This is a genomic window from Providencia sp. AGC89, assembly GCF_053543535.1.
Map to the genome: position 1 here is coordinate 148,048 of NZ_JBIXLP010000007.1, position 19,448 is coordinate 167,495.

Genomic DNA, 19,448 nt, shown 5'->3' on the forward strand with positions numbered 1-19,448 from the left:
TCGGCTAACTGGACACAATCAACACCTATGCAAATTGAAATATGACGAGTATAGCCTGGGGAACCCCAGGCTAATATTACAAAGGTTAGTCAGAGCTATTTCCAATTAATTAAACAGTCGTTTTTCTTACCACGACGGATTAAAGTATAACGACCAAATAAACGGTCTGCATCACTAAATACATACATAGGGTCTGTTTGTTTTTGACCGTTAATGGATACTGCATTAGAACTGATTGCAGTTCTTGCTTGTCCACGAGATGGTGTTAATTCTGAATCAACTAGAGCTTGTTGTAAGTCAGCTCCCGCATCTAGTGTAATACAAGGCATGCCGTCTTGTGCTAATTGCTCAAAATCAGCTTCTGTTAAATCAGATACCGCACCTGAGAACAAACTATCAGTAATACGTTTTGCTGCGGCTAACCCGCTTTCACCATGCACCAGTTTAGTCACTAACTCAGCTAAAACATATTGAGCACGAGGTGCTTTACCGCTATTTTTATCTTCTTCTTCCAATGCTTGAATTTCTTCTAATTCCATAAAAGTGAAGAATTTTAAGAAACGATAAACGTCAGCATCAGCGGTGTTAATCCAGAATTGATAGAATTTATATTGGCTAGTTTTCTTAGAATCTAACCATACTGCACCACCCTCGGTTTTACCAAACTTAGTACCGTCCGCTTTTGTAATTAGAGGAACTGTCATACCAAACACTTGATTTTGATGTAAGCGACGAGTTAAGTCGATACCAGAGGTAATGTTACCCCATTGGTCTGACCCCCCAATTTGCAGTTCAACACCCATCTCTTTATTCATATTGGCAAAGTCATAACCCTGTAGCAGGTTATAAGCAAACTCGGTGAACGAGATCCCTACATCATCACGGTTTAAACGTTGCTTAACAGATTCACGGTTGATCATTTGGTTAACAGAGAAATGTTTACCAATATCACGTAAGAATGTCAGCACATCCATTTTACCAAACCAATCATAATTGTTAGCAAGGCGTGCGCTGTTATCACCACAATCAAAACTTAAAAATGGTGATACTTGGTTGCGTATTTTTTCTACCCACTCTTGAACGGTTTCTGTGGTGTTTAATTTACGTTCAGTAGCTTTAAAGCTCGGATCGCCAATTAGGCCCGTTGCGCCACCCACCAACGCCACAGGCTTGTGCCCGGCTAGTTGGAATCGTTTTAAACACAGCAAAGGAACCAGATGTCCCAAGTGCAAGCTGTCAGCGGTAGGGTCGAAGCCGCAATAGAGGGAGATAGGCCCTTGCGCCAGTCTCTCTGCTAACGCATCCTCATCCGTTACCTGGGCAACGAGGCCCCGCTCTTGCAATTGTTTAATCAGGTTATTGCTAGACATCAATGACTCCATCGGTTGAATTTTGTCTATCTATTTAGGGTTAAAAAACCAACGATTTTGAGACTCATATCAAAAGCTCGTCAGTTTAATTTGTCAATTTTATTAAATGAGTCTATAGCATAAAGCGCATATCAATTAAGTGCCAGTTAAAAAACTATAATTAAGGGGCTAATCTGTCAATTTTCCAGCCATCCCCTTCGCGTTGATATAAAAAGCGGTCATGAAGGCGGTGAGCGCCCCCTTGCCAAAACTCAACGCTATTAAAAACCACTCGGAACCCACCCCAAAAACTGGGTAATGGAACCTCGCCATTTTTGAATTTTTGTTTTAGCTCTAAAAACTTGCCTTCTAAAATCCCTCGAGCAGAGATTTTAGATGATTGCGCAGAGGCCCACGCTGCAATTTGGCTGTCTTTAGGCCTACTATGAAAATACTTAACAACTTCAATTGGATTTAATCGCTCAGCGACACCCGTAAAATTGACTTGGCGCTCTAGCGGGTACCATGGAAAGTGCAAACTTATTTTGTTATTTTTTTCTAAATGTTGCGCCTTTCTGCTACCTAAATTGGTATAAAAAATTAAACCGTTATCATCAAAATGCTTTAACAATACAATACGTTGATAGGGCTGCCCTGTTTCATCAACTGTAGCAACCGACATTGCTGTTGGGTCACTTAAACGAGCCTCGCACGCTTGCTTCATCCACAATTCAAACAGTGTTAATGGGTTTGGTGTTAAATCATTACGTCTTAAACCACCTTTTGTGTATTCACGACGTACCGATGCGAGGTCTATTTCATCTAGCTCGTTCATTTTTATATCCTTAATACGGTTATTTTTTAGCGATATTTTTAGGGTATATCGCACCGAGAACAGTTTCTTCACTTGCCCCTGTTACAGAAGCAAGATTTCCTGATAAACCGGCTACAGTTCGAGCCGCTAACCACGCAAAAGCTAACGCTTCCATATCGTCACCACTTAACCCAAATTTATCACTGGGAGCGACCTCAATCCCCGGTAACAAAGCCGCTAAACGCTGCATTAGAAAGTGATTCTTTGCGCCACCACCACAAACAATTAAGCGCTCACAGCCGCCACATAATAAAACTTGGTCAGTAATCGATGTTGCCGTCAGCTCACAAAGCGTTGCTTGAACATCCTCAGCAGAAATTAATGGAAACTTATCTAAGTGTTTCTCTAACCATTGCATATTAAAATATTCACGCCCTGTGCTTTTAGGGGATGAGCGTCTAAAATATGGGTCGCTTAGCATGGATTTTAATAATGTGTTATCGACCTTGCCACTACTCGCCCATTGACCGTCTTTATCATATGCTTTCTGTTTATTACGCCAAGTCCATGTATCCATTAACATATTCCCAGGACCTGTATCGTAGCCTTTAACATAAGCACCAGGTAATAAAGCTGTCACATTCGCAATTCCACCAATATTTAATACAATGCGTTTCTCAGTAGGATGCCCTAATACAGCAAGGTGAAATGCAGGCACCAATGGTGCACCTTGCCCGCCATATGCCATGTCCCTACGACGAAAATCCCCAACAGTGGTAATCCCCGTTAAAGCGGCAACTCTGTTGTTATCACCTAATTGCATGGTAAAAGGCTGTTCGCCATCAGGTTCATGCCAAACAGTTTGACCATGGCAGCCAATAGCGATGATATCTTCAGACGTTAAACTGGTTTGTACCAACAGCTGATTAATAGCATCTGCATACAATGACCCTAACTGCCGATCAATTTTGCCAACCTCTGACAATGTTGTTGTTTGCCCTTGGCAAATATTTAAAATTTTTTTCTTTAATTCAATTGGGAATGTGACACTCAAACTAGATTGTTCAGCAACAAACTTATCACTGATTGCTGCAAGCACCACATCAACACCGTCTAAACTCGTTCCCGACATGACACCTATGTAACGACCGGACTTAATCATTATGCTTGTTCCTTCAGTGTGCACATTAACTTGACTAAATATCACTATAAAAGATTGTGCTTTGATGAAGATTTTTGTCAACAATTCGATGCAATTTCTCGGGCAGCTTCGCAGGAATAATAAATAATCACCTTTAAGTTAAAAATAACTAGACAAACTAAATAAAAAAGGCACTTTTTAATATCACGATTTCTCTTTTTGTTTACAATGGTTCATAATAAAATTATAAACCAAGCACTAGTTACAGGGTCTTGACTAAGATGATAAGGCGTCCTATTTAGCTATAGATGCGAAATCATACTCATAACTTGACATCCCTTTAACAAACAGTGCCTTTGTCAGTGAAATAATCCTGAATTTGAGATATTTTACCTAGTGTTTACACTCTATTTAAACCAAAATAAGTAATCTAACCTTCGCTTTTTAATACCATTATTTTGATAATTGTTGTGTTTATGGTGAAAACAAATATACGATGCTATGTTAGTGCCACAGACAGCAAATCTCATAGGAGTTATTATGCTTAAGAAAGTTTTTGTAGGTGTTGTTGCAGTTGCAGCGTTATCAGGCTGTGTCAATACCAGTACGCTTTCTGGTGATACTATTTCAGCCAAGGATGCGAAACAGGTACAGACTGTAACCTATGGTACCGTTTTGAATGCCCGCCCTGTGACAATTCAAGCTGGTGAAGATGGTAACGTTATTGGCGCAATTGGTGGTGCTGTGCTCGGTGGTTTATTAGGTAACACTATTGGTGGTGGTACTGGTAATACACTAGCAACTGCAGCAGGCGCAATAGCAGGTGGCTTAGCAGGTCAGCAAGCACAAGGCGCATTGAATAAAAGCCAAGGGGTTCAGTTAGAAATTCGCTTAGATAGCGGCAAAAATATCGTGGTTGTTCAAAAACAAGACCCAAGCACTTTCCGTAACGGTCAACGCGTTATGATTGCAAATAGCGGCAATACAGTCACTGTATCTCCTCGCTAACTTTACTATTCTAAATTAAAATATGTTCACCGGCTCATGGTCGGTGAACATACTTAGTGTTAATTAACTAATATTTAGTTATTAATAACCTCTATTAATTAATTATTTTCCTATATTTTTATCTTTAATATCATGTGTAGTATTCTAGTTAGTCATCCCTCTAGTTATACATATAGATATTTCATTATTCAATGTGAAATAGTTATTTAAGTTATCATTTTTTAGTGAAGGTTTTATTGCTGAGTATTCTACAAGCCGTGTATCATCACTAACTAATGATTGCAGAATAATGTTAAAGAAATTATTTTAACTCAAACCATACACTACAAAAATAACTGCAATACAATATATATTTCACAGAAATAATTTACCATCTATAAAGATCATTTTATTTAAAATCAATTTGAATAATCATTGTCTTTATAATAATCACCATAATAATAGTTGGTGTTATATTTATTCACATGCTAAATTATACCAAATTCAAGAGTCATTCTGTAACTGTATAATGTTTCTTTCAAGTTTAAGAAGTAACTGAGACAGTTGCTCAAGCTCTTCTTCACTAATATTATTCAATATTTCTAGCCGTGTATTATTAATTACTTGGTCTACTGTCTTAATAAATGGTTCAGACTCTTCTGTCAATTTTATTCTTTTAGCTCTCCTATCATTTGCACATATATGCCTAGAAATGAGTTTTTTTTCCTCTAATTGGTCAAGGGTTCTCACTAGTGATGGTTGTTCTATTCCTATTGCCTTTGCCAGTTGTATTTGCGATTGTTCCGGTGGTAACTGGCTAATATTATGTAATGTAACCCAATGTGTTTGCGTAAGTTTAAGGGGTTTTAAACGATGATCGATTAATGCTCTCCACATACGGACTACACGTGATAATTCTGTTCCAATTTGTGATTCCAATTTACCCTCCTTTATATAATTATAATGTCTAAAAAATATACCAGACTCATATTATTTTTTAAATTATATATTAATTTCCTTTTATATTTACAACTTTTTATTGATGCATAGGATAACAAATACCTATTTATAGTGATGACAAACTCTTCATGAGACGATGTACCTCTAACTAATACCTTGCGACTCATGCCTTTTCAAATTAGTAGGCTTAATAAAGCAACCTATCAATTATCTTATTAATAAGAATAGCCTTACTCTCCTTTCGGATCTATCTATTTTAACCCTTATAGTAATTACAACTAACAATAAAAAAAGCAATACCAAATAAATGGTTTAAAAACAAAAGTATATAGTTAATCTTAAAAATATGTTATTTATGGTTGTTTTTATAGAATCTATAGCTATTTTGAATAAATAAAATTTTATTGAAAGATAAACAACGAAATTAATTAAAATAAAATAATTAAAAAAGAACTAGTTACTTTAATTAACAAAACAATTGATTGAATTATAAAAATAGATTCATTTGTATTACACTTTAAAAAAGCTGTTGTTGGGGATCGGGTAAATCTTTTGCAGTCGCCTGTTTACTCAGTGACCTTAAGTACCGTTGACGGCATAATCGAATAATATTTCGTTTTTCAGGATCAGAAAATTTTAACCAGTTAAAACGCTCATCTCGTGTACGATAACAACCTCGGCAGTAACCTTGTTCATTTACTTGGCAAATACCACGGCAAGGGCTTGGAATATCAAAGAACTCGAGTTGCTCAGCCATATAGGTATCCCCTTAAAAGAAAAAACACAATAAATGTATGATATACTATAAAAATAAGCATCACTGCCGTTCGATTAAAAAATATACTACAACCATTGTATTTATCAATATAGACACGTTATATTAATAAATACAACGATTCAGGTTTTTTCTGGAAATTTTAAGAGGTTTATAATATGCGCTTACTTCATACTATGTTGCGTGTTACAGATATGCAGCGTTCAATCGATTTTTACACCAAAGTACTGGGCATGCGCCTGTTAAGAACCAGTGAAAATACTGAGTATAAATATTCTCTTGCTTTTGTTGGTTATAGTGATGAAAGCGAAGGCGCAGTCATTGAGCTAACCTATAATTGGGGTGTTGATCAATACGATATGGGGAATGCTTATGGTCATATTGCACTAGGTGTCGATGACGTTGCAAAAACTTGTGATGATATCCGCAATGCAGGTGGTAATGTTACTCGTGAAGCCGGCCCTGTAAAAGGGGGAACAACTGTTATCGCATTTGTTGAAGACCCTGATGGCTATAAAATTGAATTAATTGAAAACAAAAGTGCAAGTAAAGGCTTAGGTCACTAATTGACCTTTCAATTACAAAATTAAGGCTGCCAATTGGCTGCCTTAATTTTCTTCTATGTTTACCTACAAATTTTTACTGGTTTTGGCATAATACGAGCCAATCAGAAACTTATAATCGAAAGTCCTAATGTCTGAAAAAAATAATCCTAATGCCCTGGTTAACCGTTTCAGGGGTTATTACCCTGTTGTTATTGATGTTGAAACCGGTGGGTTTAATGCCAAAACTGACGGGCTGTTAGAAATCGCCGCGATTACCTTAAAAATGGATAAAGACGGCTGGCTGTCTATGGATGAAACATTGCATTTTCATATAGAGCCATTTGAGGGTGCAAACCTTGAGCCATCTGCGCTCGCCTTTACTGGCATTGACCCTACTAATCCATTACGTGGGGCCGTAAGTGAATACGAAGCATTACACGCAATATTTAAAGTGATCCGCAAAGGAATGAAGAACACGGATTGTAACCGCGCAATTATTGTTGCTCATAATGCAAATTTTGATCACAGCTTTGTTATGAATGCCGCAGAACGCGCGAGTTTAAAACGTAACCCATTCCACCCATTTGCAACCTTCGATACTGCAGCATTAAGTGGTTTAGTGTACGGCCAAACTATTTTAGCAAAAGCATGTGTCGCTGCGGGTATTCCATTTGATGGGAAACAAGCCCACGGTGCTCTGTATGATACTAACCGTACTGCCCTATTGTTTTGTGAGATTGTCAACAAATGGAAAAAGCTTGGTGGCTGGCCTATCGTTGAGAACGAAGAGTAATTGAATTACATATAAAAAAACCGTATTTGCTAAAATACCACTACGTTAGCTAAATACGGTTTTTTGTTATCTATCGCAATATTATTCTGCGCTAGTTTCGTCTGTTGGGCGATATTTATCCGCAGTTTCTTTAATCAATGATTGAAGTTCACCGCGCTGGAACATTTCCATGATAATATCACAGCCCCCAACCAGCTCCCCATCAACCCACAGTTGAGGAAAAGTTGGCCAATTTGCATATTTTGGCAGTTCTGCACGAATATCTGGATTTTGTAGGATATCAACATAAGCAAAGCGTTCACCACAAGAAGACAGAGCTTGGACTGCTTGAGCAGAAAAACCACAGCTCGGAAGTTTTGGAGAGCCTTTCATGTATAATAAAATTGGGTTTTCTTTGATTTGGCGCTCGATTCTTTCAATTGTCGTCATTTTTACTTCCTTAGAACAAAGATGCTGGTTTTGCAGTCAGCCGACAAGCATGATTTACTGCGACTTAATAGAATGCATTGACCATTATAATGTGAAACTTAATTGTTTCATACAATATGCCAGTTTTACAGGGGCATTACTATAACATCCAAAAAACCAAAAAGGCACCTTTTCTATCTTCTGCTCACCTAAGTCAAACAAATAACTCGCTATTGTTTAAATTCAAAAAACTGGCGTTCTTCCTCACAAATACCCATACAATATAAATAGTTAATGATTTTGTTTTTTGCTAACATATAAGTAACATGATTACCATTACCCTTTGTAAGGTTTATCGTGTTATCATTAATATATTAAATACCATCTCGCCAATGAGCGAAATGTTGATAACAAATTGCCATCTTTTAATTAGCTCATTTTAAGAGCAAACACCCGAAGTATTTTATACAAAAGCAATCAAGGAGTACGCAATGTCTTTTGAACTACCCGCTCTACCGTATGCTAAAGATGCTTTAGAACCATATATCTCTGCTGAAACCTTAGAATATCACTATGGCAAGCACCACAACACTTATGTTGTTAACTTAAACAACCTCATCAAAGGCACTGACTTCGAAGGTAAATCTCTAGAAGAGATCATCAAAACTTCTGACGCTGGGGTTTTTAACAATGCTGCTCAAGTTTGGAACCACACATTCTATTGGCATTGTTTAGCGCCAAATGCAGGTGGAGAACCAACAGGCAAAGTTGCTGATGCGATTAATAAAGCATTCGGTTCTTTCGCTGAGTTTAAAGCGCAATTTACTGACGCTGCGACCAAAAACTTTGGCGCAGGTTGGACATGGCTAGTGAAAAAAACCGATGGTAGCTTAGCTATCGTTAATACATCTAATGCTGCAACGCCAATTTCTGGTGAAGATAAGCCTGTATTAACAGTTGATATTTGGGAGCATGCTTACTATATCGATTATCGTAACGCGCGTCCTAAATACTTAGAAAACTTCTGGGCGCTAGTCAATTGGAAGTTTGTTGAAGAAAATTTAGCGTAGTGATATCTGTTGATTTCTAAATAGCTAAGGGCGAGATATCTCGCCCTTATTTTTTACGCACATTGCTATGAGTAAAAATAAAATCAAAAAATATGTGCAGCAATAAAAATAATCATTGCTAATGAACCCAACGCAGCCAGTAATCCATATTTAACATCTGTATCCATGAGTTCCTCTCATCTAAACGTAATTGAATTAGCGAATAACCATATTAACACAAAGGTTATTAAGTATATATATCCAAAAAAACAAAACTCGTGCCTATATCACATGTTATAACATCAATTATTTCTTTCGTTTTTGCGCTAGATCAGACAAAATCGACAACAAATCGCTAAATTATTGCCAGCAAAGGATCAATGCATCAATATGCTGGTAATTTTTTAACAAGAATGCTTATAGAGACCTATTGTTGGTCAGGAGTTTTTTTCCCCCATGGCAACGATTAAAGATGTGGCGAAACGCGCTGGCGTATCTACCACAACCGTATCCCATGTTATTAATAAAACGCGCTTTGTGGCTGATGATACTAAGGCTGCGGTCTGGGCTGCAATTAAAGAGCTCAATTATTCACCAAGTGCGGTTGCCCGTAGTCTAAAAGTTAATCACACTAAGTCGATTGGTTTGCTGGCAACCTCCAGTGAAGCACCCTATTTTGCTGAGGTAATAGAATCAGTTGAAAATAGCTGCTATGAAAAAGGCTATACACTAATCCTCTGTAATTCCCATAATAATTTGGGTAAACAAAAAGCCTATCTACAAATGCTTGCGCAAAAACGCGTAGATGGTTTACTCGTTATGTGCTCTGAATACCCAGATACTTTAATCAGTATGTTAGAAGATTATCGTAATATTCCAATGGTCGTTATGGATTGGGGTACGTCACGAGGTGATTTTACTGACAGTATTATCGACAACTCATTCCATGGCGGCTACCTTGCAGGGCGTTATTTGATTGACCGTGGCCACCGTGATATCGGTGTCATTCCTGGTTCACTCGAAAGAAATACAGGCATTGGTCGTTTAACTGGTTTCCAAAAAGCGATGGAAGAGGCCAAAATTACGTTAAAAGATGAGTGGATCGTCCAAGGGGATTTTGAGCCTGAATCAGGCTACAAAGCAATGATGCAAATCCTTAGCCATAAACAGCGCCCTACCGCGGTCTTCTGTGGTGGTGATATTATGGCAATGGGAGCGATTTGCGCCGCAGATGAGATGGGCCTGCGTGTACCGCAAGATATTTCAGTGATTGGCTATGATAATGTGCGTAATGCGCGCTATTTTACCCCTGCTCTAACGACTATCCACCAGCCAAAAGAGCGTTTAGGGCAAATGGCCTTTACAATGTTACTCGATAGAATTGTGAATAAGCGCGAAGATGCGCAAACTATCGAGGTACATCCACGGCTGGTTGAACGCCGCTCTGTTGCTGATGGGCCATTTATTGATTACCGCCGATAACTTAGCAACCTAAGTTGAAAGCCATTCCGCGTTAAGTGTTTCAGTATCACCGAGGTAATCTAATAACCAACTTAACGCTGGAGATGTGTTTTTTTCAACCCAAGTTAGGCAGCAAGGGCTTGGTGGAAATGGTTGTACTAATGCCAATTCCACTAACTTCCCTTCCTCGCATAAAGGGGTTGCGCGGTGTTCGGGCACCATGCCCACACATAGCCCATTGACTAAACATGCCAAACCATTTTCCCAATAAGGCACAACAAGACGCCGCTGGTTATCAAGGGCCCATGTGTCTCTTTTGGGTAAATTACGGGAGGTATCTTCTAAGCATAAACTGGGGTATTCACGCATTTGTTCATCCACCAACTTACCTTCTATTTTGGCTAATGGGTGCTCAGGGCTCGCAACACACATCCAAGACATGAAACCCATATCACGAAAACTGTATCTTTCACCAATGGGGGAAGCACGTGTTGCGCCAATCGCCACATCAACACGACCATCAGCTAAAGCATCCCAAACACCATTAAACACTTCAGGGTGAATATACAGTTCAATATCAGGAAAATGACGATAGAAATCTAGAATGAGTTGTTCTGTGCGCTGCGGTTTGACAATGCAGTCAACTGCGATACTAAATTGACCACGCCAACCATTTGCGACTTGTTGGCATTGATGTCTGGTATCTGTCATTTTTTTGATAACAGAACGACTTTGTTTAATAAATATTGCCCCCGCCTCGGTAAGAACTACATCACGATGGCGACGTTCAAATAAAGGGACAGCAAGCCATTCCTCAATTTGTTTTACCGTATAGCTAATCGCAGATGGAACACGGTGCAACTCATCGGCAGCACCACTAAAACTTCCCGTACGAGCCACTGCATCAATGACTTCGAGCGCATGAGCTGACCACATAACATCTCCTTTCAAAAATTTTGATAGCAAGATCCAAATATTACCGTTTCACAACATAAAAAAATAGCCTATACAATAGAACTACTGTTAACATTTTTTTAAATATCAAATAAGTAATAATTATGACGAATACTGTGAAAAAAAATTCCCCTGGGTTTATGATTTACCTTGCAGGGTTAAGCATGCTGGGGTTTTTAGCGATTGATATGTATCTACCTGCTTTTGGGGCAATGCAAAACTCACTGCATACCACAGAAGGGGCTATCAGCGCTTCTCTCAGTATATTTTTAGCTGGTTTTGCTTTTGCTCAGCTTCTATGGGGACCATTATCAGACAAACTTGGTCGTAAACCTGTGCTTATCGTTGGGTTGGCTATTTTCATTTTAAGCAGCCTAGCTATTTTTTGGGTTGAAACTGCGACACAACTCTTAACTTTGCGTTTTCTACAAGCTGTCGGTGTCTGTTCTGCGGCCGTTTTATGGCAAGCTCTCGTTATTGACCGCTATGATGAAGCAAGCACGCAAAAAGTTTTTGCCTCTATTATGCCATTAGTCGCTTTATCCCCTGCTTTGGCGCCTTTATTAGGTGCTTGGGTTTTAGAACACCAAACTTGGGAAGCCATTTTTCTGATCCTCATGGCCGTAGGTATATTACTTTTATTACCAACGTTATTTTTGAAGAATGTTTCTGTCAAAAACATCACGGATGAAAAACAACCCAAAACTAAAGTCTCTTTTGCTAACTTGTTAAGTTCACCTATTTTTAGTGGTAATGTACTTGTTTATGCCTCTTGTAGTGCTGGCTTTTTCGCTTGGTTAACGGGCTCGCCATTTATTTTGCGGAATATGGGGTTTAACCCAGCAGATATAGGCTTAAGTTATATCCCTCAAACCTTAGCTTTCATTGTTGGTGGCTATGGCTGTCGTATTGTATTAGCAAAAGTTCGCGCTGAAACTTTATTCCCTCTATTATTGACGGGTTATGCAGTAAGCATGGCAATCTTATTCATTATAGCTATCTACAGTACTCCGTCACTAACTATGATTTTGATCCCATTTTGCTTTATGGCGGCGATGAATGGGGCTTCCTATCCAATCGCTGTTTCGAAAGCATTAAATGCATTCCCGAGTGCAAGTGGTAAAGCGGCGGCATTACAAAATGCCTTGCAATTAGGGTTATGTTTTTTAGCCAGCTTGCTCGTTTCTGCTCTTACTTTCGACCCACTTCTGGCAACAACGGGGGTAATGGCTGCAACCATCATTCCAATGACGATTGGTTATTTTATGCAACGTTGTTCCAGCAACAGTGAAAAAGCGCTAAAACATGCCGATTGCCAAGCCGATTGATAACAACATATGATTCACTTTAAACCATGCCGCAAGCTTAGCGGCATGGTTTTCGTTTATTAACCAATAAAAATACTCCCAACTTCTCACCGTGAATATTCAGTTATTCATGACAAATAATCTTATCTGTTATTTAGACACTCAAAGACTAAAAACTGTATCTACTTCATATATTTCTACTATTTAAAGCGTATTTCACTAAAATAGAGGGATTTTATTTTTTTATCTACTAAGATATAGATTTTCTATAGTTAATTTTCTTGTTAGAAAGCGTTATCATTGCCATATCAAATAATGAGTGCTCAAGAATGATGTTGAAACAGTATTATCCACCAGATGAATTAAAGTCCTTTGTTAGTTCAATTTTGATCATTAAAGAATTTTCAGGAACAATTAAAATTTTTCCAGGAACTGGGGCTGAAATTTGGGTTTCATCAGATTCTTTTTGCATGTCAACAGAAAAACATTCAACAACAGACTCTTTCCAATTAATTATTCCTAGAGTCAATACATTCACGGCTAATCCTAACCATTCAAAAGTAATGGTGTTGCGTATACGCCATGATGCACTGCGCTTTTTACTTCCCCTTAGTACGTTTAATTACACTGATAGGCCTATGGCTCTGAGTGAAATATGGCAAGATCGCTGGTTTGAGTCCTTAGCCAACTCATCATTTAAAGAACTTTTAGATTGCTTCAATCGAACTAAAGCCAATAAAAAGCCTCATTTTATCGATGACATTTTAGAATTGCTGTATCGCAACCCTACAAAAAAAATAACAGAACTTGCTGAAGAAACAGGATTACATGTACGGGTTATTCAAAAAGAGTTTTTAAAAGAGTATGGCATTACCCCAAAACGTTATCAGATCAATTGCCGCTTAGAGCATGTTTTGAAGAGTATGGTAGTAGAACAAGATACATACCGATGGTTTGAAACAGGCTATTATGATCAGTCCCACTTTTATCGCGATTTTAAAAGATACTTTACTATGACCCCGTCGGCATTTTTAAAATCAGAGTATTCGCTTTTTTACAATACAAAAACTAAGTACCCATTAAGATAGTTCTTAATACATAAGGAGAAAGGAATGAGTATTGTTGTGTATGCCCAAATTACGACGGAAAAATCAGATGGGTATTTGACGCGAGAAATCGTTCGTGACTTAGCAAAATTAAGTCGCCGAGAGAAAGGATGCATTCAATATGATCTTATGGCTAAAGAAAATGGTTACATTGTTTTCGAAGAGTGGGAAAATACTCAAGCGCTAGAGATGCATAAAAATAGTCCACATTTCAAACGTCTAGTCGATGCAATTGAGCGTGATAACGCTAGTTTTTCAGTCAACTTCAGTGAAAAATAACTAGTTGACGTTTAAGGTTAGCCATTAATAAAAATTTCACCCTCTTTTATTAATTTTAACTTATTGTAATTAGCAGAATTGTAGAATTAGATTATTAAACACGCCCGATAAATTAATTCCCCCTTCGTAATTGACCTTGGCTATAGCACCATAAACCGCTGCTATAGCCTAATTAGATAAAGTAATCAAACCTAACTAACAGCTTAAGACCCCTTAAAGGTAATATTTACTAAGGCTCATTAGCTTCTATTGTTTCATTAGTTTGTTGTAAAAACTTTTCTTGTTCTTTTTGGTTCAAAACACGTTCAACCGTATCAACGATTGCCTGAGTCTGAGGATCGATTTCAATATTCACTTTGTCCCCTAAACGTTTTTGACCTAATGTAGTTCGCTCCAAAGTCTCTGGGATCAAATGCACACAAAAACGATTATTGATGACATCACCTACAGTTAAGCTGATACCATCTATGGCAACAAACCCTTTATGTAAAATATATTTCATCAATGATTTATCGTGAATCGCCAACCAAATTTGATGGTTATCTTCTGAGGTGAAAATTTTACTGATTTCTGCAGTTGTCATAATATGACCAGAAACAACATGCCCCCCAATTTCATCACCGTATTTAGCAGCACGTTCAATATTAACCACATCCCCTTCTTTTAGTGCGCCAAGGTTGGTTAAACGTAATGTTTCTTTAATGAGATCAAAGCTAACCTTTTCACCATCAATTTTTGTCACTGTAAGGCAACAGCCGTTATGTGCAACAGATGCCCCTGTTTCTAAGCCGACTAATAATTCAGGGGTAAATTTCATTACATGAGTACGAAAATTAGCTCTTTCAGTGATTTCTATAATAGGAGCTGTAGCTTGGACAATGCCTGTAAACATAATAAATCTCAGTGTAGTGAATTAATGACTTCAGTTTACATAAGAATTCTTAGAGATCTATCTTATTTGAGTGATAAGCGACAGACCAATTCACTGGCAAACTAGCGATATAACCAGCACCTAGGTTTAAAAATGCTTTTTTATTACATTCAATTATATCATTATTGGATTCTCTCTAGAAAAGGGATAGAATGAGCGGTTTTTATTAAAGCTTATACTTTAAGTAAATCATTTATTTTTCTAGTTTTTTTCCTATTACTCGTTTTATTATGAAGGTGTATGCGTGCAGAAATATTTTACAGAAGCGCGTAGCTTGCTGGCACTCGGTATTCCTATTGTTTTAGCTCAATTTTCACAAACTGCAATGGGGTTTGTGGATACTATTATGGCTGGAAGCGTTAGTGAAATAGAGATGTCCGCAGTTGCAGTTGGGGTTTCAATCTGGCTGCCCGCTATTCTTTTTGGGCAAGGGCTATTGATGGCATTGACGCCTATTGTCGCTCAAATGAATGGGTCAGGTCGCCGAAATTTAATTGGCGATCAGGTTCAGCAAGGTCTATGGCTTGCATTGTTCTTAGCGTTGGGCATTATGTGTTTGCTCTATAATAGCCAGTTAATCATTCATAACATGCCGCACATTGATGCTGAATTAGCCGATAAATCAGTGCGATTCTTACATGCAATCATGTGGGGAGCGCCAGGATACCTATTTTATCAAGTCTATCGTAGCCAATGTGAAGGTTTATCGAAAACGAAACCGGGGATGGTTATTGGTTTTCTTGGTTTGATGGTGAATATTCCTATCAATTATATCTTTATTTATGGGCACTTTGGAGCACCTGCACTAGGTGGTGTCGGTTGTGGTGTTGCGACAGCTACAGTGTATTGGGCTATGTGCATAATGATGAGATGGTATGTGAAACGAGCGCATTCTCAGCGTGATATTCGCCCTACTCTAGTTTTTACATCGCCAAATCCATTAATTTTAAAGCGCATCATTGTATTGGGTACTCCTATTGGTTTAGCTCTGTTCTTTGAAGTCACATTATTTGCTGTTGTTGCACTATTAGTTGCACCGTTAGGTGTCATAGCCGTTGCCGGTCACCAAGTTACTCTTAATTTTAGCTCAGTGATGTTTATGTTCCCATTATCATTAGGGATCGCTGCAACAATCCGGGTTGGTTATAATTTAGGGCAAAAATCTACCGAGGCCGCTAAAGTTTCATCTTACACTAGCTTAGCGGTTGGCTTAATGGTGGCTTGTATTACTGCTATTTTAACTATCGTATTCCGTGAGCCAATTGCGATGATGTATAACAAAAACCCGGAAGTTGTGGCTTTAGCGTCTAGTTTGATGCTATATGCCGCAATTTATCAATTATCAGATTCCGTACAAGTTATTGGTGCTGGTATCCTACGGGGTTATAAAGATACACGTTCTATTTTCTTTATTACTTTTACTGCTTACTGGCTACTAGGATTACCTGCAGGCTATATCTTAGCCTTAACCGATATTGTTGCTCCAGCCATGGGGCCTAAAGGGTTTTGGATTGGTTTTATAATTGGCTTAAGCGCAGCAGCCATTGGTATGGCAACACGGATTATGTGGCTTCATAAACAATCTGAAGAGTTTATTTTAGTTCGTTCGACTCGCTAATTGACGGTTTTTTAAGCTTTTAACTGTACGGGAAGATGTATTTCGCATCAGATAGTTTTAAATACGAGCAAACTATCGCAAAAATACATTTTCCCCTTGCCAGATGCGCATCATAACGTTAATATTCGTTCCCGTTGTCAGCTAGATAATTTTTTAATGCGTCCGTAGCTCAGTTGGTTAGAGCACCACCTTGACATGGTGGGGGTCGGTAGTTCGAGTCTACTCGGACGCACCATTTCTAGTGATCAAAGCTTGTTAATTTTCAATGCGTCCGTAGCTCAGTTGGTTAGAGCACCACCTTGACATGGTGGGGGTCGGTAGTTCGAGTCTACTCGGACGCACCATTTCAAGTTAACTCAAAGCATACTCTTTCAGTGCGTCCGTAGCTCAGTTGGTTAGAGCACCACCTTGACATGGTGGGGGTCGGTAGTTCGAGTCTACTCGGACGCACCATTTTGCTAACCTCCTCCTATTGATTCTAATATTTTCCTTGATTGTCTGTCGATCTTCCCTTACTTTGTTGCGCAACAAAATAAATCGCAAACTATTTACTGAGTATTTGATCTGAGTGGCGACTTCTTTCAATTTAAGAAAATTTGATTTGTCTCACAGTTTTTTGTTGTCTATAATACTCATGCTGGCTGAAAGGTTTCAACAGCAATAAATCAGTGTGTTAGCTTTAATTGAATTTGTCATCTACACTATAATAAGAATCAAAATGAGATAAATTTTAGCGTAAAATGAATTAACCACCAGACTGTCGCCTATTCTTATAAATGAGTTGCGCAACACATTTTATCATGCGCACTAAGCATCGGCGACAATACCGATTTCCTTTATAACCTTAGATAGACTGCCATGAAAAAAACCAAAATTGTTTGTACTATCGGTCCAAAAACCGAATCAGAAGAAAAACTGACCCAACTCCTTGATGCTGGCATGAACGTTATGCGCCTCAACTTCTCTCACGGTGACTATGAAGAACATGGTCAACGTATCAACAATCTTCGCTCTGTGTGCGCAAAAACTGGTAAACAAGCAGCTATCCTGCTAGACACAAAAGGTCCTGAAATTCGTACCATGAAATTAGAAGGTGGTAACGACGTCTCTCTTGTTGCCGGTCAAACCTTTACTTTTACGACAGATACTTCCGTTATCGGCAATAAAGATAAAGTTGCTGTCACTTATGCAGGGTTAACTTCTGATTTAGAAGTAGGCAATACTGTATTAGTCGATGATGGCTTAATTGGCATGAAAGTCACTAGCATCACTGCTACTGAAGTTATTTGCGAAGTCTTAAATAACGGTGACCTCGGTGAGAAAAAAGGGGTTAATCTACCCGGCGTTTCAATTGGCTTACCCGCATTAGCCGAAAAAGATAAAGAAGACTTAGTTTTTGGTTGCCAACAAGGTGTGGATTTTGTAGCTGCCTCTTTTATCCGTAAACGTTCTGATGTAGAAGAAATTCGTGCTCACCTGAAAAAACACGGCGGCGAAAACATTCAAATTATCTCTAAAATTGAAAATCAAGAAGGTCTAAATAATTTTGATGAAATTTTAGAAGCATCTGATGGCATCATGGTTGCACGTGGTGATTTAGGGGTAGAGATCCCTGTTGAAGAAGTTATTTTCGCGCAAAAAATGATGATTGAGAAATGTGTTGCAGCACGTAAAGTGGTTATTACTGCGACCCAAATGTTAGACTCAATGATCAAAAACCCGCGCCCGACTCGTGCAGAAGCAGGGGATGTTGCAAACGCGATTTTAGATGGTACCGATGCAGTGATGCTATCAGGTGAAAGTGCAAAAGGTAAATATCCTGTAGAAGCTGTCACTATTATGGCAACGATTTGTGAGCGCACTGATAGTGTGATGCAAACTCGCATCGATAACCAAAAACCAAGCCAGCGTTTACGTGTTACTGAAGCGGTATGCCGTGGCGCAGTAGAAATGTCTGAAAAATTAGATGTACCTCTAATTGTTGTTGCAACATACGGCGGTAAATCAGCAAAATCGGTTCGTAAATATTTCCCAACCGCACCTATTCTTGCATTAACAACTAACGAAGAAACTGCTCGTCAGTTATTATTAGTCAAAGGCGTGATCCCGATGATTGTTGGTGGGTTTACTTCTACTGACGACTTCTATCGTGAAGGTAAACGTGCAGCGTTAGAAAGTGGTTTAGCGGTTTCAGGTGATGCTGTTGTTATGGTATCCGGCGCATTAGTACAAAGCGGTACGACCAATACTTCATCTGTTCATGTGCTCTAAATAAACTCTCATAAGTTGTATGCAAAAAGGCCGATGGTAATTAATTTAACCATCGGCCTTCTTATTTAAAGTTAACATTTTGTGCTGTCCTGAAGTAACTATTTACTTATTTTGTACCCCCAAGTAAATATTCTCTTATCATTATTAGTGTAAAATCAAAAAAAGCCCTTAAATTGGTCAAATAACCGCCATCATTGTTCTTGATTTAAATTTTTCTTCTTTTTCCTAGTACTAATATTAAAGTATTTCTAGCAAAACTTTATATTTAGTACTAGCATAAGACTAAGTAAGTGCCATACCCTAATTTTCATTAGGTTGTTTTAAAGGGATATAGCAAGCTTTAAGATAACAGTCTTGGCTCTATTGTTTGGTGACTTGCTTTTTTATATTTTCAAGATAAATCAATCTAGAGGGTAAAATAATGATTCGTACTAAAATTGTACTGGGCTCTATCGTATTAGCTTCAGCATTACTAGCGGGTTGTTCTAACAGCACTGAAGTGCAAAAACTCTCTTCAGACGTACAAACTCTGAATGGTAAAGTTGATCAACTGAGCAACGACGTTCAGTCTCTGCGTTCTGACGTACAGACAGCTCAAGAAGAAGCAGCTCGCGCTAACCAGCGCTTGGACAACCAAGTTCGCACTTACAAAAAATAAGTTCGATTTGGTCGTTATTTAGTCGAAAAGACGCTTCTTTGA

At 38.4% G+C, this 19,448-nt stretch carries 19 protein-coding genes and 3 tRNA genes; 14 read left to right on the forward strand and 8 right to left on the reverse strand.

The annotated features are described in order from the left end of the window. Positions 1–95: 95 nt before the first annotated feature. The 3 genes from tyrS to anmK form a co-directional block, all read right to left on the reverse strand. Positions 96–1,370 (reverse strand): tyrosine--tRNA ligase, encoded by a 1,275-nt coding sequence (gene tyrS, locus ACIPUA_RS03280; RefSeq protein WP_042844016.1) that lies wholly within the window; start codon positions 1,368–1,370, stop codon positions 96–98. A 160-nt stretch (positions 1,371–1,530) separates the two neighbouring features. Then, entirely contained in the window at positions 1,531–2,184 is a 654-nt protein-coding gene (pdxH, locus tag ACIPUA_RS03285) for a pyridoxamine 5'-phosphate oxidase (RefSeq protein ID WP_042844017.1), read from the reverse strand. A gap of 19 nt (positions 2,185–2,203) precedes the next feature. Continuing rightward, a complete protein-coding gene (gene anmK, locus ACIPUA_RS03290; protein ID WP_042844019.1) occupies positions 2,204–3,325 on the reverse strand; it encodes an anhydro-N-acetylmuramic acid kinase in 1,122 nt (373 codons plus the stop codon). Between the two features lie 519 nt (positions 3,326–3,844). Here anmK and ACIPUA_RS03295 point away from each other — a divergent pair. After that, on the forward strand, positions 3,845–4,312 hold the full coding sequence (locus ACIPUA_RS03295) for an outer membrane lipoprotein (RefSeq protein ID WP_042844020.1): 468 nt from the start codon (positions 3,845–3,847) through the stop codon (positions 4,310–4,312). A 483-nt stretch (positions 4,313–4,795) separates the two neighbouring features. Here the strand turns inward: ACIPUA_RS03295 and slyA are convergent, their stop codons facing one another. Next, positions 4,796–5,230, reverse strand: coding sequence for a transcriptional regulator SlyA (gene slyA / locus ACIPUA_RS03300; RefSeq protein ID WP_042844021.1), 435 nt, complete (start codon positions 5,228–5,230; stop codon positions 4,796–4,798). 538 nt (positions 5,231–5,768) lie between these two features. Continuing rightward, the gene (locus ACIPUA_RS03305) at positions 5,769–6,008 is read right to left on the reverse strand and encodes a DUF1289 domain-containing protein (RefSeq protein WP_042844023.1); all 240 of its coding nucleotides are present in this window, start codon (positions 6,006–6,008) and stop codon (positions 5,769–5,771) included. A gap of 176 nt (positions 6,009–6,184) precedes the next feature. On the opposite strand from ACIPUA_RS03305, the gene gloA reads away from it, so the two are divergent. Both gloA and rnt read left to right on the forward strand, forming a co-directional pair. Next, a complete protein-coding gene (gene gloA, locus ACIPUA_RS03310; RefSeq protein ID WP_004910442.1) occupies positions 6,185–6,592 on the forward strand; it encodes a lactoylglutathione lyase in 408 nt (135 codons plus the stop codon). A gap of 127 nt (positions 6,593–6,719) precedes the next feature. After that, positions 6,720–7,364, forward strand: a complete 645-nt coding sequence (gene rnt, locus ACIPUA_RS03315) for a ribonuclease T (protein WP_042844024.1) — start codon at positions 6,720–6,722, stop codon at positions 7,362–7,364. A gap of 81 nt (positions 7,365–7,445) precedes the next feature. Here the strand turns inward: rnt and ACIPUA_RS03320 are convergent, their stop codons facing one another. Continuing rightward, positions 7,446–7,793, reverse strand: a complete 348-nt coding sequence (locus ACIPUA_RS03320; RefSeq protein WP_042844025.1) for a Grx4 family monothiol glutaredoxin — start codon at positions 7,791–7,793, stop codon at positions 7,446–7,448. 470 nt (positions 7,794–8,263) lie between these two features. Between ACIPUA_RS03320 and sodB the strand changes: the two genes are divergently transcribed. Both sodB and purR read left to right on the forward strand, forming a co-directional pair. Beyond that, positions 8,264–8,842 (forward strand): superoxide dismutase [Fe], encoded by a 579-nt coding sequence (gene sodB, locus ACIPUA_RS03325; RefSeq protein ID WP_272677901.1) that lies wholly within the window; start codon positions 8,264–8,266, stop codon positions 8,840–8,842. Positions 8,843–9,277: 435 nt separating this feature from the next. Further along, positions 9,278–10,303, forward strand: a complete 1,026-nt coding sequence (gene purR / locus ACIPUA_RS03330) for an HTH-type transcriptional repressor PurR (protein WP_042844027.1) — start codon at positions 9,278–9,280, stop codon at positions 10,301–10,303. 9 nt (positions 10,304–10,312) lie between these two features. On the opposite strand, the gene punR is transcribed toward purR, so the two are convergent. Beyond that, positions 10,313–11,218: a DNA-binding transcriptional activator PunR gene (gene punR, locus ACIPUA_RS03335; RefSeq protein WP_042844028.1), complete on the reverse strand. Its 906-nt coding sequence runs from the start codon at positions 11,216–11,218 to the stop codon at positions 10,313–10,315. Positions 11,219–11,340: 122 nt separating this feature from the next. Between punR and punC the strand changes: the two genes are divergently transcribed. The 3 genes from punC to ACIPUA_RS03350 all read left to right on the forward strand — a co-directional run bounded on the left by punC (position 11,341) and on the right by ACIPUA_RS03350 (position 13,928). After that, positions 11,341–12,564, forward strand: coding sequence for a purine nucleoside transporter PunC (gene punC / locus ACIPUA_RS03340; protein ID WP_048607018.1), 1,224 nt, complete (start codon positions 11,341–11,343; stop codon positions 12,562–12,564). Between the two features lie 308 nt (positions 12,565–12,872). Beyond that, positions 12,873–13,631: a helix-turn-helix transcriptional regulator gene (locus tag ACIPUA_RS03345; RefSeq protein WP_225832903.1), complete on the forward strand. Its 759-nt coding sequence runs from the start codon at positions 12,873–12,875 to the stop codon at positions 13,629–13,631. Between the two features lie 24 nt (positions 13,632–13,655). Continuing rightward, complete coding sequence (locus tag ACIPUA_RS03350; protein ID WP_048607016.1) at positions 13,656–13,928, forward strand: putative quinol monooxygenase; 273 nt, start codon at positions 13,656–13,658, stop codon at positions 13,926–13,928. Between the two features lie 229 nt (positions 13,929–14,157). On the opposite strand, the gene ACIPUA_RS03355 is transcribed toward ACIPUA_RS03350, so the two are convergent. After that, positions 14,158–14,820 (reverse strand): riboflavin synthase, encoded by a 663-nt coding sequence (locus ACIPUA_RS03355; RefSeq protein WP_042844031.1) that lies wholly within the window; start codon positions 14,818–14,820, stop codon positions 14,158–14,160. Between the two features lie 283 nt (positions 14,821–15,103). Between ACIPUA_RS03355 and ACIPUA_RS03360 the strand changes: the two genes are divergently transcribed. The 6 genes from ACIPUA_RS03360 to ACIPUA_RS03385 all read left to right on the forward strand — a co-directional run bounded on the left by ACIPUA_RS03360 (position 15,104) and on the right by ACIPUA_RS03385 (position 19,406). Further along, positions 15,104–16,477, forward strand: a complete 1,374-nt coding sequence (locus ACIPUA_RS03360; RefSeq protein WP_449059266.1) for an MATE family efflux transporter — start codon at positions 15,104–15,106, stop codon at positions 16,475–16,477. A 158-nt stretch (positions 16,478–16,635) separates the two neighbouring features. Next, positions 16,636–16,712, forward strand: a tRNA-Val gene (locus tag ACIPUA_RS03365). A gap of 32 nt (positions 16,713–16,744) precedes the next feature. Beyond that, positions 16,745–16,821 (forward strand) — tRNA-Val (locus tag ACIPUA_RS03370). Between the two features lie 32 nt (positions 16,822–16,853). After that, positions 16,854–16,930: transfer RNA gene (locus ACIPUA_RS03375), tRNA-Val, on the forward strand. 405 nt (positions 16,931–17,335) lie between these two features. After that, positions 17,336–18,748 carry a pyruvate kinase PykF gene (pykF, locus tag ACIPUA_RS03380; RefSeq protein ID WP_042844034.1) on the forward strand — a complete coding sequence of 471 codons (1,413 nt, stop codon included), beginning with the start codon at positions 17,336–17,338 and terminating at the stop codon, positions 18,746–18,748. A gap of 421 nt (positions 18,749–19,169) precedes the next feature. Further along, the gene (locus ACIPUA_RS03385; protein WP_004263789.1) at positions 19,170–19,406 is read left to right on the forward strand and encodes a major outer membrane lipoprotein; all 237 of its coding nucleotides are present in this window, start codon (positions 19,170–19,172) and stop codon (positions 19,404–19,406) included. The last annotated feature ends 42 nt before the right edge of the window (positions 19,407–19,448 follow it).